Source organism: Burkholderia sp. COPS (assembly GCF_019425585.1).
Lineage (GTDB): Bacteria > Pseudomonadota > Gammaproteobacteria > Burkholderiales > Burkholderiaceae > Burkholderia > Burkholderia cepacia.
The window spans coordinates 37,425-49,842 of sequence record NZ_WIXR01000010.1 but is presented as its reverse complement, the minus strand read 5'-3'; the positions used below and the strand labels follow the sequence as shown (position 1 = coordinate 49,842).

The 12,418-nt window shown below is 67.6% G+C and carries 14 protein-coding genes; 8 read left to right on the top strand and 6 right to left on the bottom strand.

All coding sequences use genetic code 11. The features are described from left to right. Positions 1 to 144 precede the first annotated feature (144 nt). Positions 145 to 687 carry an aspartyl-tRNA synthetase gene (locus tag FOZ70_RS08510; RefSeq protein ID WP_219705611.1) on the top strand — a complete coding sequence of 181 codons (543 nt, stop codon included), beginning with the start codon at positions 145 to 147 and terminating at the stop codon, positions 685 to 687. 162 nt (positions 688 to 849) lie between these two features. Then, entirely contained in the window at positions 850 to 1,323 is a 474-nt protein-coding gene (locus FOZ70_RS08505; protein WP_021156992.1) for a VOC family protein, read from the top strand. Positions 1,324 to 1,374: 51 nt separating this feature from the next. Here FOZ70_RS08505 and FOZ70_RS08500 read toward each other — a convergent pair whose 3' ends face one another. Together FOZ70_RS08500 and FOZ70_RS08495 are read right to left on the bottom strand one after the other, a co-directional pair. Continuing rightward, positions 1,375 to 2,346, bottom strand: a complete 972-nt coding sequence (locus FOZ70_RS08500; RefSeq protein ID WP_059710182.1) for a sensor domain-containing diguanylate cyclase — start codon at positions 2,344 to 2,346, stop codon at positions 1,375 to 1,377. A 33-nt stretch (positions 2,347 to 2,379) separates the two neighbouring features. Then, entirely contained in the window at positions 2,380 to 2,604 is a 225-nt protein-coding gene (locus tag FOZ70_RS08495) for a hypothetical protein (protein WP_219705558.1), read from the bottom strand. 6 nt (positions 2,605 to 2,610) lie between these two features. On the opposite strand from FOZ70_RS08495, the gene FOZ70_RS08490 reads away from it, so the two are divergent. After that, the gene (locus FOZ70_RS08490; RefSeq protein WP_219705555.1) at positions 2,611 to 2,838 is read left to right on the top strand and encodes a hypothetical protein; all 228 of its coding nucleotides are present in this window, start codon (positions 2,611 to 2,613) and stop codon (positions 2,836 to 2,838) included. 101 nt (positions 2,839 to 2,939) lie between these two features. Here the strand turns inward: FOZ70_RS08490 and FOZ70_RS08485 are convergent, their stop codons facing one another. Further along, on the bottom strand, positions 2,940 to 3,563 hold the full coding sequence (locus FOZ70_RS08485) for a phospholipase D family protein (protein ID WP_027787490.1): 624 nt from the start codon (positions 3,561 to 3,563) through the stop codon (positions 2,940 to 2,942). Positions 3,564 to 3,906: 343 nt separating this feature from the next. Further along, the gene (locus FOZ70_RS08480; protein ID WP_059484535.1) at positions 3,907 to 4,395 is read right to left on the bottom strand and encodes a helix-turn-helix domain-containing protein; all 489 of its coding nucleotides are present in this window, start codon (positions 4,393 to 4,395) and stop codon (positions 3,907 to 3,909) included. A gap of 169 nt (positions 4,396 to 4,564) precedes the next feature. On the opposite strand from FOZ70_RS08480, the gene FOZ70_RS08475 reads away from it, so the two are divergent. Both FOZ70_RS08475 and FOZ70_RS08470 read left to right on the top strand, forming a co-directional pair. Then, on the top strand, positions 4,565 to 5,002 hold the full coding sequence (locus tag FOZ70_RS08475; protein ID WP_021156998.1) for a PaaI family thioesterase: 438 nt from the start codon (positions 4,565 to 4,567) through the stop codon (positions 5,000 to 5,002). Between the two features lie 148 nt (positions 5,003 to 5,150). Further along, on the top strand, positions 5,151 to 6,203 hold the full coding sequence (locus FOZ70_RS08470) for an NADP(H)-dependent aldo-keto reductase (RefSeq protein ID WP_021157000.1): 1,053 nt from the start codon (positions 5,151 to 5,153) through the stop codon (positions 6,201 to 6,203). Positions 6,204 to 6,286: 83 nt separating this feature from the next. Here FOZ70_RS08470 and FOZ70_RS08465 read toward each other — a convergent pair whose 3' ends face one another. Further along, positions 6,287 to 7,573 (bottom strand): MFS transporter, encoded by a 1,287-nt coding sequence (locus tag FOZ70_RS08465; protein ID WP_021157001.1) that lies wholly within the window; start codon positions 7,571 to 7,573, stop codon positions 6,287 to 6,289. A gap of 35 nt (positions 7,574 to 7,608) precedes the next feature. Then, positions 7,609 to 9,030: a M20 family metallopeptidase gene (locus FOZ70_RS08460; RefSeq protein ID WP_059588182.1), complete on the bottom strand. Its 1,422-nt coding sequence runs from the start codon at positions 9,028 to 9,030 to the stop codon at positions 7,609 to 7,611. Between the two features lie 166 nt (positions 9,031 to 9,196). Between FOZ70_RS08460 and FOZ70_RS08455 the strand changes: the two genes are divergently transcribed. From FOZ70_RS08455 to FOZ70_RS08445, 3 genes are all read left to right on the top strand, one after another. Further along, positions 9,197 to 10,150: a LysR family transcriptional regulator gene (locus tag FOZ70_RS08455; protein WP_059623481.1), complete on the top strand. Its 954-nt coding sequence runs from the start codon at positions 9,197 to 9,199 to the stop codon at positions 10,148 to 10,150. A 64-nt stretch (positions 10,151 to 10,214) separates the two neighbouring features. Further along, on the top strand, positions 10,215 to 11,342 hold the full coding sequence (gene mnmH, locus FOZ70_RS08450) for a tRNA 2-selenouridine(34) synthase MnmH (protein WP_219705552.1): 1,128 nt from the start codon (positions 10,215 to 10,217) through the stop codon (positions 11,340 to 11,342). Continuing rightward, a complete protein-coding gene (locus FOZ70_RS08445; protein ID WP_175926204.1) occupies positions 11,339 to 12,397 on the top strand; it encodes a permease in 1,059 nt (352 codons plus the stop codon). The genes mnmH and FOZ70_RS08445 overlap by 4 nt, the downstream gene beginning before the upstream one ends. The last annotated feature ends 21 nt before the right edge of the window (positions 12,398 to 12,418 follow it).

The window sequence follows — 12,418 nt, the reverse complement described above, 5'->3', positions numbered from 1 at the left end:
GCATGGACGAGTGCGTGCTGGCGTGCGTCGATGCGTACCTTTTTCGATCGCGATCATTTCCCGTCGGCACGCCGACCTCTTCAGCGCATCGTCTGGGTGTCCGACTTCGATCACCCGGCGGCCGTCGAGATGAGCGATCGCACAATGAAAGACGCACTTGAATCCACCGATTCCGGCTGGCACGTCGATCCGGTCGCGGGAACGATCGCCGGCCAGTTGCCGGTGACGCTGGCGGTTGACGGCCGGAGCCTGAAAAGAAGGGCGATCGTATGCATGGTGCTGGCCGCGGCAAGCCTGTGCGGTTATGCGGCCGCCCCGGCGCTCTGGCCGGTAGCGGCGCTGGCCGGATTGCTGGCGCTGGCGGGGGGCGCCTTCTTCGTGTCGTCGCGACGCAGGATGGCGCTGCATGTCGACGAGACGGGTTTCAGGCTGATCGGAGGCTTACGCGAACAACCCGTCACGCCATGGCGTGATGTCACCGAATTCCGGATCATCAGCGTCGCAGGCAATCGCTACATCGGTTACCAGTTCTCGGCGCATTCGTCGCGCACCAGGGTGCCGGGCGGCGTGATGCTGCCGATTGCCCGGTTTGCCGATCTTCCGCTCGATGCGGTGGCAGGACTGCTCGAGGCATGTCGCCGGCAGTTCGGCACGCCGGACAACGACGCCGGCCGAACGGGCGGGTGACGCCCGATGCGGCGACCCCGAGCGCCCTGAAACTCGAGAAAACAAAAAAATGCGGGGCGCCGTGTCGATTTCCGCCGGGGTCGTCCGTCGTAGCATCGGAGGCGTGCGCATCGCGCGTCCGTCCCGATTCCGATACGACCACCGAACGAAGGAGCGACACCCATGTCCACGTCCGTCAAACCGATCCCGGAAGGGATGCGTACGCTGACGCCGCACCTGATCTGCGCCGACGCAACCGCAGCCATCGACTTCTACAAGCGCGCGTTCAATGCGAGCGAACAGTTTCGGCTGGCGATGCCTGACGGCCGGCTCGCGCACGCGTGCCTCGTGATTGGCGATTCGACACTGATGCTGGTGGATGAAATGCCCGAACACGGCGCGCTCGGGCCGAAGGCCCTGAAGGGCACGCCGGTTTGCCTGCACCTGTACGTGCCTGATACGGACGCGGCGATCGCGAAGGCGGTCGCGGCCGGCGCGACGGTGACGATTCCTGCCGCAGACATGTTCTGGGGCGACCGCTACGGACAAGTCGAGGATCCGTTCGGACACCGCTGGTCGCTCGCGACGCACCAGCGCGACCTGACGCCCGAGCAGATCGCGGAGGCGATGGCCAGCGCGCCGCCGTGCGGCAGCTGACACAGCCGCGCCACCGCAATTGACCGGCAGGGCGGCGGCATGCGCCCGCGCTCACGCGCCGGCCGTCTTGCCGCGCTGCTTGTGCTCGTACATCCGTTGGTCGGCCGATGCGAGCAGGCCGGCCACGTCGCGATGGTGCGCGGGGTCGTAGTCGACGTACCCGACGCTGAAGCGGATGTCATAGCCGCGCGCGTCGGCCGTGTTGCGCAGCGCGAGCGCCTGCGTCACGCGCTCGACCGGCTCGGCGACGTCGGCCGGATCGGTGGCGCTCAGCAGCACGACGAACTCGTCGCCGCCAAGCCGTGCGATCACGTCGCTGTCGCGTAGTGCGCCCGTCAGGGTGTCGGCAAATGTCTTGAGCGCGCGGTCGCCCTCGGCGTGGCCGAAGCGGTCGTTGATCGCCTTGAAATCGTTGAGGTCGAAGAACAGCAGCACCGCGTGACGACCCAGGCGATCGCACAGGCTCAGCACGTGGCGGGCCAGGATCTCGAAGCCGCGGCGGTTCGTCAATTGGGTGAGCTCGTCGGTGGTCGCGAAATGCAGCGCGGCGATCTCGCGTTCGGTCATGTGGGCGAGATCGCCGAGCAGCGCGAGCTCGTCGGCTTCGAGCGAGCGCGGCCGCGTGTCGATCAGGCACAGCGTACCGATGGGCGCGCCGTTCGGCGCCACGAGCGGCCGGCCGGCGTAGAAGCGGATGCCGGGCGCGCCTGTGACGAGTGGATTGTCGTGGAAGCGATCGTCGTTCAGCGCATCCTGGATCACCATCGTGTTGTCCGCGAGCAGCGCATGAGAGCAGAACGACACGTCGCGCGACGTTTGCGTGACGTCGAGCCCCGCATGGCTCTTGAACCACTGGCGATCGTCGTCGACGAGACTGACCAGTGCGATCGGCACGTCGAACAGCCTGCGTGCAAGACGGGTCAGGCGATCGAAGCGTTCTTCGGGCGGCGTGTCGAGGATCGAGAGCGAATGAAGCGTATCGAGGCGGGCCGCCTCGTTGGCCGGTTTCGGTGCAATTTGCATGGGTCGTGTCCTTTGTCCCGGCTGCGAGGCCGGTCACGGGATCGTATGCCGGACAGTATCGCGCATTGCGCGGCGTATCGCCATGCCGGCGATCCGGAAGCGGGCGGTTTCGGCCTGGCCCGGATCGTTGCAGATGCGGTGAGAAGCGGGCGTCTTGGGCCCGCGTTTCGCCCCGATGCGCAATCCGGTGCGCAACGTCTCAAGGTGCCCGGCGCAGTGCCGTAAACAGGGCGAGTCCAATCGTTCATCGCCTTCCATTGCACCATGGTTCGAATTCTGTACGCGGGTTATCTCGCATTTGCGCTGTATCTTCTTTATCCGATGGTCCAGAACACGCTGGTATTCGGCGTCACATGTGTGAGCAACGCGCTGCCGGGCGGCGCCAGCGGCTTGTCGACATCGTCGGCACGTGGCGCGGGTGCGCATGCGAATCGCTGCGCGCCGACGACGCAGGCCGGTGCCGCGACGGGGCGGACGGCTGAAATCCATTAAGCAGGCAACGCGTTGGCCATTCGGCCGAATTGAGCTTCGCGCGATGCTCGCCGATCATCTGCAACACGGCGGCTCGATCATGGGGGTGAGCGCGGCGCGTGTCAGTAGCTGGAGCGGTACGGCGTGCCCTGGTCGAAACGGCTTTGCCAGTGCGTGAGATAGCGCGACGCGAGTTGCGGGTTGTTCCACACCACGACGACGTTCTCGGAATTGCGGCTGGCCGCCGACGCGCTGTAGTTGAACGAGCCCGTTTCGACGTGCTCGGCGTCGATCACGAGGTACTTGTCGTGATGGATCGCATAGGCGTCGATCGTGCGTGTCGGGATGCCTGCGTTGACGAGCAGGTTCAACGCCTGCTTGCTGCTCTTCGCGCGATTGCCCTTGTCGTCGACCACCACCGCGACATTCACGCCGCGTCGCTTGGCGGCGAGCAGTGCGCGCGTGACGGGCGGCGACGTGAACGAATAGGCTGCGACGCGGATCGAACTGCGCGCGGCGCCGATCGCTTTCAGCACCAGCGCTTCGGCACCGCCATCGGGCGAAAACGCCGATTCGACGACCTGTGTTGCGGGCGCTTCGTGAGTGGGGGCCGGTAGCCACCGCGACACGAAGTCGATCGCCTGCTGGAGCAGCGATTCGCTTTGCGTCTTGCCGAAAGCGGTGAACGGTGTGGCGAGCAGGGAGGCGGCGAGACAGGCAGCGGCGAGGCGATTGCGCGACAACATCTTGGACAGCGAATAATTTCGAGACAGCGGGCCGTGAGTGTAACGCACACGTGGCGGCCCGGTCACGTGCGGATGCCAAGGGACGACGCATCGCGAAGACCGGCGATGGCAGAGGCGGTGACGCAAAGTTGCGTTGTGCGGGATCCGTGCATGCGATCGGGGCGATCGGCGGATGGGGGGCGATGGCGGCGCGTGAATGCGCATGCGCGGCAGGGTGTCGGCGTGCAAGCCGTGCGAGAGTGCAACCAGGCCGGCTCGCTGGAACCGGCGACAGCAGCGCGAACGCAACGAACGATCCGTGTGCGTCACGCGCTCCCGTATGCGTTCCCGTATGCGCGATGCGTCAGTCCTCGGCCGAAGTCGTTCCGGCGGCTTCGGCTGCGACCCATCCGGGGCCACGCTCCGGCTGCACGTCGCGGGCGTCGAGCGGCTCGCCGCACGCCGAGCATACGGTGACCGCGTGCATCAGATGGCCGCAGGTACGGTGACGCAACTGCACCGGTGGCCCCTGGCCGTCGTCTTTCCAGCGGTCTCCCCATGCGGTCAGCGCAAGCAGGGTCGGGTAGAGGTCGAGACCCTTGTCCGTCAAACGATATTCGAAACGCGGCGGGCGTTCCTGATACGCGCGCTTGGCCAGCACGCCTTCGTCAACGAGCCGCGCGAGCCGCTCCGCCAGCACATGGCGCGTGATGCCGAGCTGGGTCTGGAACGCGTCGAAGCGGCGGCAGCCGAGGAACGCGTTGCGGAGGATCAGCATGGTCCAGCGGTCGCCGAGCACGGCAAGCGTACGCGCGACCGAACAGTTCAGCGTGCCGATGTCATCCCATTTCATCGTCGAGTCTCTTGCGGCGGTTCAGCGAAATAGCGGGCTCGATTATAGAACCCGCCTTCGACTGCAACGAGCCCGGCCTCGTTGACAACGACCGTGGTCGTTGTGAATAATGAGTTCCAATTTGGAACTTACTCGCGCGGCGACGCGCTTTCAACCCGGAGACAACCCGATGAACCCGCTTTCCCTGTCTGGTCTCGATCTGCTGCGCGCAGCGGTATCGGGCGATGCGCCGCTCGCGTCGATTTCCGAGACGATTCCGATGCGTCCGCTCGACGTCGAGCTCGGTTATGTGAAATTTTCGGCGCGGGCGGACGGCCGGCACCTGAACCCGCTCGGCGGCGTGCACGGCGGGTTCGCGGCGACGGTGCTCGATTCGGTCACGGGGTGTGCGGTGCATTCGATGCTCGATGCGGGCGTCGGCTACGGTACGGTCGATCTGCATGTGAAGATGCTGCGACCCGTGCCGCGCGATGTCGAGCTGGTTGCGGAAGGGCGCGTGATTCACCTGTCGCGTTCGCTCGGCGTTGCCGAGGGCACGCTGAAGACGCCGGACGACAAGATCGTCGCGCATGCGTCGGCGACCTGTTTCATCCAGCGGCCGCAGTAACGGTGGGCCGCAACGCCTTCGTTCGGGCCCTGCGCGTGAACGCTCGCCCCCGTACCGAAGGCCGCCTGTAAGCGTGTGCGGCGCCTGTCTGAAGCGGTCGCTTCAATGTGATAGCGTTCCTGCTTTCCACCGACGCGACAGGAACAGCATGGAATACCGCACACTTGGCGATTCGGGCATCGAGGTCAGCCTGATCGGCCTCGGCACGATGACGTGGGGCGAGCAGAATTCGGAGCGCGATGCGCACGAGCAGATCGACTACGCGATCGGGCAAGGCGTGACGCTGATCGATGCCGCGGAGATGTATCCGGTGCCGCCGAAGCCCGATACGCAGGGGCGCACCGAACAGTACATCGGCACGTGGCTCGCGCAGCACCGCGCGCAGCGCGAGCGCATCGTGCTTGCGACGAAAATCGCGGGGCCGGCGCGGCAGCCGCACAATCCGCGCCATATTCGCGGCGAAGGCAACCAGTTCGACCGGAAGAACCTGACCGAAGCGCTCGACGGCAGCCTCAAGCGCCTGCAGACCGACTACGTCGATCTTTATCAGCTGCACTGGCCCGACCGCAGCACGACGACGTTCGGCCGTCCCGCCTATCCGTGGGTCGACGACGCCTACACGGTGCCGATCGAGGAAACCCTCGGCGTGCTCGCGGAATTCGTGAAGGCTGGCAAGGTGCGCGCGATCGGCGTGTCGAACGAAACGCCATGGGGCGTCGCGCAGTTCCTGCGCGCGGCCGAGAAGCTCGGGCTGCCGCGTATCGCAAGCATCCAGAATCCGTACAGCCTGGTGAATCGCACGTTCGAGAATGGGCTGTCGGAGTTTACGCATCGTGACGGCGTCGGCCTGCTCGCGTATTCGCCGCTCGCGTTCGGCTGGCTGTCCGGCAAGTACGAGAACGGTGCGCGTCCGGCCGGCGCGCGCATCACGTTGTTCGAGCGCTTCCAGCGTTACAGCAAACCGCAGGCCGTCGAGGCGACGTCGCGCTATGTCGCGCTCGCGCGACGTCACGGGCTGTCGCCCGCGCAGCTCGCGCTGGCGTTCGTCAACAGCCGGCCATTCGTGCGCAGCAACCTGGTCGGCGCAACGTCGCTCGAGCAGTTGAAGGAGAACATCGGCAGCATCGACGTGAAGCTGTCCGACGAGATCCTCGCCGAGATCGATGCGCTGCATGAGCTGCAGCCGAACCCGGCGCCGTAAACGGCGCACGGCCCGCGCGGCGACGATGCCGATGCCGCTACGGGCCGCACCGGCGGCGCGTCGCCGCGCCGTCGTTTCTTCCGTTATCGCATCTTGAGCCGGGTGCGCGCGACGAACAGCGCGACGAGGCTCAGCACCGCACACCCCATCAGGTAGAGCGCCGGCGACAGCCGGTTGCCGGTCGCGCTGATCAGCCAGGTGATGACGAACGGCGCGAAGCCGCCGAACAGCGTGACCCCCGTGTTGTAGCTGACCGCGAGCCCCGTTGCGCGCGTCTGCGACGGGAACAGCTCGGCCATCAGCGCCGGCAGCGCGCCGCAGTACATCGCCTTCAGCGCGCCGATCCAGACCAGTGCGGCGAGCATCGTTGCGAACGACGCGTGGCGCGTGAGCCAGGCGAACGTCGGCCACACGCTGACGAGCATCAGCACGGCCGCGGCCGCCATCATGCGGATCCGCCCCGTGCGATCGGACAGGTGGCCGACGACCGGCGTGACGAGCGTGAGCACGAACCCGGTCGCGAGCGTCGCCGCGAAGCCCGTCGACGCGGGCAGGCCGAGCTGCTTGATCGCATAGGTCGGCATGTACAGCACCATGTAGTTGATCGCGGTCGAGATCACGAGCGCGCCGATCGACAGCAGCAGCCGCAGCTTCTGATCCGCGAACAGTTCGCGCACGGGCGCTTCCGAGCGTGCCTGCGTCTTGAACTCGACGCCTTCGTCGACGTAACGGCGGATGTACAGCCCGACCGGGCCGATCGCGAGCCCGAACAGGAACGGCACGCGCCAGCCCCAGCTTTCGAGTTGCGCGGTTGTCAGCGTGGACGTCAGCAGCGCACCGAAGCCCGACGCGAGCAGCGTCGCGAGGCCCTGGCTCGCGAACTGCCAGCTCGACATGAACCCGCGCCGTTGCGGCGCGTGCTCGACGAGGAACGCGGTCGAGCTCGCGAATTCGCCGCCCGCGGAAAAACCCTGCATCAGCCGCGACAGCATGATCCCGAGCGGCGCGAGTATGCCGATCGATGCGTAGGTCGGCATCGACGCGATCAGCAGCGTGCCGGCCATCATCATCGCGATCGACAGCAGCAGCGACGCCTTGCGGCCCGCGCGATCCGCGTACGCGCCGAGCACGAAGCCGCCGATCGGCCGGATCAGGTAGGACAGGCCGAACGTGCCGAGCGTGAGCATCAGCGACGTCGCTTCGCTCGTGGCGGGGAAGAACAGCTTGGCGATCGTCACCGCGAAGAAGCCGTAGACGATCAGGTCGAACCATTCGAGTGCATTGCCGATCGACGCCGCGAAGATGATGCGCCGGATCTTCGCGGCGCTGGGGAGGGCGGCTTCCTGCGAGGTCAGGGTGGTCGTGTTCATCGTGTGGGCAGGTCCCGTGAAAGGGGCGAAGCGCGTTACAGGGTGGCGCCGGCCGCGGCGGGCGCCGCGCGGCGAACGGTCGGGGCGTCGTCGCCGAGATCCCAGAAGAGGCCGGCCATCATCTGCAGCCCCTCGCTGACGACGCTCGCGAGCAGGTGCTCGTCGGGCGCGTGCTGCGAGCACGCAGGGTACGAATGGGGTACCCACAGGGTCGGCAGCCCGAGCGTGTCGGCGAACACTTCGTTGGGCAGCGTGCCGCCGAGATTCGGCAGGATCGCGGGTTTCTTGCCGGTGGTCCGCGCCAGCGACGCGACCGCCCAGCGGACCCACGGATCGTCCGGCGACACGCGCGTCGCCGGGGCACCGCGCTCGACGTCGATCTCGATGTCGGCGAAGCCATGCGCATCGAGGTGCGTGCGCAGGTGCGCATGCAGCGCCTGCCAGTCGGTGCCGACGACGAAGCGCAACTGGCAGTGCGCGTACGCGGCGGGCGGGATCGCATTGACGGGGTGCTCGGGGTTGCCGGCCTTGAATGCGAGGATCTCGAACGTGTTCCAGCCGAACACGCGCTCGGGCGCGGTAAGGCCGGGCTCGCCCCAGCCGGCGTCGAGCGCCGGATCGCCGGGGCCGCCGCCGACGCAGAGATCGGCGAGCGCCTCGCGCACGGCGGCCGGGATCGGCGGCGGACGCAGCCCCGCGACGCGAATCGCGCCGCGCGCGTCGACGAGGCTCGCGAGTGCGTGCGCGAGCACGATCGCCGGATTGCGCAGCAGCCCGCCCCAGTTGCCGGAGTGATGCGCGCCGTCACGGGCGCGCAGGCTCAGCTTGAAATTGACCGAGCCGCGCGAGCCGAGGAACACCGTGGGGCGCGCGGCGGCGATGCGCGGGCCGTCGGATGCGATCAGCACGTCGGCCGCGAGCGCGTCGCGCTCCTGACGGCACAGCGCGTCGAGGCCCGGCGAACCCGTTTCCTCGCCCATCTCGATCAGCAGCTTCGCGTTGAAGCCCATCCGGCCGCCGCGCGCATCGAGCACGCTCGCCAGCGCGGCCAGGTTGATGGAGTGCTGGCCCTTGTTGTCGGCGCTGCCGCGGCCGTACCAGCGGTCGCCGTCGGCCGTCAGCGTCCACGGCGACAGCGGTGCGCGCCACTGCGCGTCGTAGCCGCGCACGACGTCGCCGTGGCCGTAGATCAGCACGGTCGGCAGTGCATCGTCTTCGTGGCGCGATGCGAGCAGGAACGGGCCGCCGCCGTCGACGGGATTGTCGACGATCCGCGACGTGAAGCCGAGGCGCGCGGCCTCGGGTGCGATCTCGTCGGTCAGGTAGGCGCGCAGCGCGGCACCGTTGCCGCTTTCCTGGCTTTCGGTCCGCAAGCCGACGCGGCGGCTCAGGGTCGTGAAGAACGCACCGGATTCGAACTGGTTCAGCGCGTGCTGGATGGCGGCGGTACGGCTCAAGTCGTGTCTCCTCTGTCGGGTTCGCTGCACACCGCGGTTCGTGCGTGCAGCGTGAAGTGCGATCGATTCTAGAAAGCCGTTTTTTTTGTCACAATGATCGAATTTCGAACCTTTCTTTGCCGAAAAGGCAAAGCAGCGCGGCCGGCAGCCGGGTGGAGACAGAACGATGGCGGCTTTCCTGCATGGCTTGGCGTTGCGGTATTTCGTCGAGGTGGCGCGCACCGGCTCGATCAGCGACGCGTCCGCGCGGCTGCACGTGGCTGTCTCGGCGATCAGCCGCCAGATCGCGAAACTCGAGAGCGAGCTCGGCGCACCGCTGTTCGAGCGCCGGCCGCGCGGGATGGCGCTGTCGGAGGCCGGCGAGCGGCTTCTGGCGTTCGCGCAGCGCAGCCTGCTGGAGGCCGAGCACGTGATGAAGGACATCGGCGGGCTCGACGCGCTGCACGGCAGCCTGCTGAAGATCGCCTGCTCGGAAGGGTTCGCGATCGATTTCCTGCCCGGCACGCTCGCGCGCTTCAAGGCACGCCATCCGGGCGTCGATTTCTCGGTGTGGGTCGTGTCGCCGGCGGAAGCGACGCGGCGCGTGCGCGACGGCGACGTGGACATCGCGTTGAGCTTCAGCCTCGCGCCGGAGAAGGGCGTGCGCGTCGAGCATACCGAGCGCGCGCCGATCTTCGCGCTGGTGCGGCACGACCATCCGCTCGCGACGCGTGAAGCGGTGTCGCTCGCCGATGTCGCGCGTCACCCGCACGTGCTGCCCGAGGCCGGCACCACGGTGCGCCAGCTGATCGACATCGCATGCGCGCTCGACGGGCTGCTGCTCGAGCCTGAACTGACGAGCAACAACACGGCGGCGATGTACGGTTATGCGCGACGCACGGGCGCGGTGATGTTCACGGGGCTGCTGTCGGTGCGCGACCGCTGCGCCGCGGACGGCTTCGTCGTCGTGCCCGTGACGAACCCGCAGTTGCGCGAGCGCAGCATCCAGGTACAGACGATGGCGGGGCGTGACCTGCCCGCGTCGGTTCGCGCGTTCCGCGACCATCTGATCGACGCGATGCAGGCCGCATCGCCGCCGCCGGCCGCCGCGCGCGGCCCGAGACGCCGGCCCGTGAGATAATCGCCAATCCGCCTTCCGTGCCCATGCGGCTCATCGAGCCGCATCGCCCCTGTTCGACGCCAAATTGAAGAACCTGATTGTCACCCTCGATCGCGCCGGCGAGTTCGACGAGATCATCGACGTGCGCACGCCGCTCGAGTTCGCCGAGGATCATATCCCCGGCGCGCTGAACGCGCCCGTGCTCAGCAACGAGGAGCGCGTGCTCGTCGGCACGATGTACCGACAGGTGTCGCCGTACGAGGCGACGCGCGTCGGCGCGGCGATGGTGGCACGCAACATCGCACGTCATCTCGACACGACGTTCGCCGACCGGCCGCGCAACTGGCGGCCGCTGATCTACTGCTGGCGCGGCGGCAAGCGCTCGGGCTCGATGACGACCTGGTTCAACCTGATCGGATGGAAGGCGCGCCAGCTCGACGGCGGCTACAAGTCGTACCGCCAGTCGGTGTGCGCGACGCTCGACTCGCTGCCGACGCGCTTTCGCTACATCGCGCTCGTCGGCCATACGGGCTGCGGCAAGACGCGCCTGCTGAACGCGCTGCGAAACGCGGGCGCGCAGACGCTCGATCTCGAGGCGCTCGCGTGCCATCGCGGTTCGCTGCTCGGCGCGCTGCCGGGCAAGCCGCAGCCGGCGCAGAAGGGGTTCGATTCGGGGCTCGTCGAAACACTGGGGCGTTTCGACCCCGAATGGCCGGTGTTCGTCGAATCGGAAAGCCGCAGGATCGGGCTCGTGCAGTTGCCGATCGCGTTGATCGAAGCGTTTCACGCAGGGCCGTGGGTGCATGTCGATGCGGCGCACGACGAGCGCATCGCGTTCCTCCTCGAGGATTACGCGCACCTGTTCGACGAACCGGACGCGTTCAAGGCGCAGCTGCACCGGCTGATCGGCCTGCACAGCCGTGAACAGGTGACGCACTGGAAGGCGTTGATCGATGCCGGCGCGCGTGCCGAACTGTTCACCGAACTGATCGACAAGCATTACGATCCCGCCTATGCGCGCACTTATCGCGCGACGTACAACAAGCCGAACCGGGCGCTGACGTTCACGTTCCGGCCCAACGCGGCCGATGCGTGCGACCAGGCGCGCACGCTGCTGGCGCAACTCGCGCAGGCCGGGCTGCCCGCGTCGGCCGCGCTTGCGGCAGGCGTGAAGCCTGCCACCGACAATAACCAATCGACGATCACACGATGACGACCACACGCACCCAACCCAGTCCGGCACTCGGCTGGATGACCTTCCTGCTGATCGCGGTCGCGGGGCTGTTCTATGTGAAATGGTTCCCGTACTACAACAAGGCGTTCGTTGCCGCCGAGCATCATTCGATCGGACAGTCGATCCTGATGGGCACGTCGGCGGCCGCGCCCGAGCCGTCGATGAAAGCCGCGCTCGACTACGCCTGGGCGTACGGCAAGGCGATCTGGCAGGCGATGGTGCTCGGCTTGCTGCTCGGTTCGGCCGTGCAGGCGCTGCTGCCCGCGCACTGGGTCGCGCGCGTGCTCGGCCGCACCGGCTTCGGCAGCGTCGCCGCGGGCGGCCTGCTGTCGTTGCCCGGCATGATGTGCACGTGCTGCGCGGCGCCGGTCGTCGCGGGGCTGCGTGCACGCCATGCCTCGCCGGGCGGCGCGGTCGCGTTCTGGCTCGGCAACACGGTGCTGAACCCGGCGGCGCTGGTTTTCATGGGCTTCGTGCTCGGCTGGCACTGGAGTGCGTTGCGCCTCGTGCTCGGCGTCGCGATGGTATTCGGGATCGGCTATCTGCTGAACCGGATCGCGCGCCCTGAAGACGCCCGCATCGACGATGCGCAGCTCGCCGCGCTGGCGGCCGAGCAGGCCGCGGCCGGCAATCCGTTCGTGCGCTGGATGAAGCTGCTCGCACGCATGGCCGTGCGGCTGGTGCCCGAATACATCGTGCTCGTGCTGCTGCTCGGCGCCGCGCGCGCATGGCTGTTCCCGCATATCGGCCCGGACATCGGCAATCATCTCGGCTGGATCGTCGCCTTCGCGGTCGCGGGCATGCTGTTCGTGATCCCGACGGCGGGCGAGGTGCCGATCATCCAGGCGATGCTGTCGCTCGGCATGGGCGTCGGCCCGGCCGCCGCGCTGCTGATGACGCTGCCGCCGATCAGCGTGCCGTCGCTCGCGATGCTCGCGCGTTCGTTCAAGCCTTACATGCTGGCCATCGTCGCGATCCTTGTCGTCGTGTTCGGGATCGCGAGCGGCCTGCTCGCGGTCGCGTTCGGGTTCTGACGCGCGCAAGCGGTGCGCCGG

Bases quoted from the DNA above. Each gene is read 5' to 3' on its own strand.
- FOZ70_RS08490 (WP_219705555.1), top strand. From the start codon at position 2,611: ATGGTTCGAATTCTGTACGCGGGTTATCTCGCATTTGCGCTGTATCTT.
- FOZ70_RS08480 (WP_059484535.1), bottom strand. From the start codon at position 4,395: ATGAAATGGGATGACATCGGCACGCTGAACTGTTCGGTCGCGCGTACG.
- FOZ70_RS08510 (WP_219705611.1), top strand. From the start codon at position 145: ATGAAAGACGCACTTGAATCCACCGATTCCGGCTGGCACGTCGATCCG.
- FOZ70_RS08470 (WP_021157000.1), top strand. From the start codon at position 5,151: ATGGAATACCGCACACTTGGCGATTCGGGCATCGAGGTCAGCCTGATC.
- FOZ70_RS08495 (WP_219705558.1), bottom strand. From the start codon at position 2,604: ATGGAAGGCGATGAACGATTGGACTCGCCCTGTTTACGGCACTGCGCC.
- FOZ70_RS08445 (WP_175926204.1), top strand. From the start codon at position 11,339: ATGACGACCACACGCACCCAACCCAGTCCGGCACTCGGCTGGATGACC.
- FOZ70_RS08455 (WP_059623481.1), top strand. From the start codon at position 9,197: ATGGCGGCTTTCCTGCATGGCTTGGCGTTGCGGTATTTCGTCGAGGTG.
- FOZ70_RS08465 (WP_021157001.1), bottom strand. From the start codon at position 7,573: ATGAACACGACCACCCTGACCTCGCAGGAAGCCGCCCTCCCCAGCGCC.
- FOZ70_RS08475 (WP_021156998.1), top strand. From the start codon at position 4,565: ATGAACCCGCTTTCCCTGTCTGGTCTCGATCTGCTGCGCGCAGCGGTA.
- FOZ70_RS08485 (WP_027787490.1), bottom strand. From the start codon at position 3,563: ATGTTGTCGCGCAATCGCCTCGCCGCTGCCTGTCTCGCCGCCTCCCTG.
- FOZ70_RS08500 (WP_059710182.1), bottom strand. From the start codon at position 2,346: ATGCAAATTGCACCGAAACCGGCCAACGAGGCGGCCCGCCTCGATACG.
- FOZ70_RS08505 (WP_021156992.1), top strand. From the start codon at position 850: ATGTCCACGTCCGTCAAACCGATCCCGGAAGGGATGCGTACGCTGACG.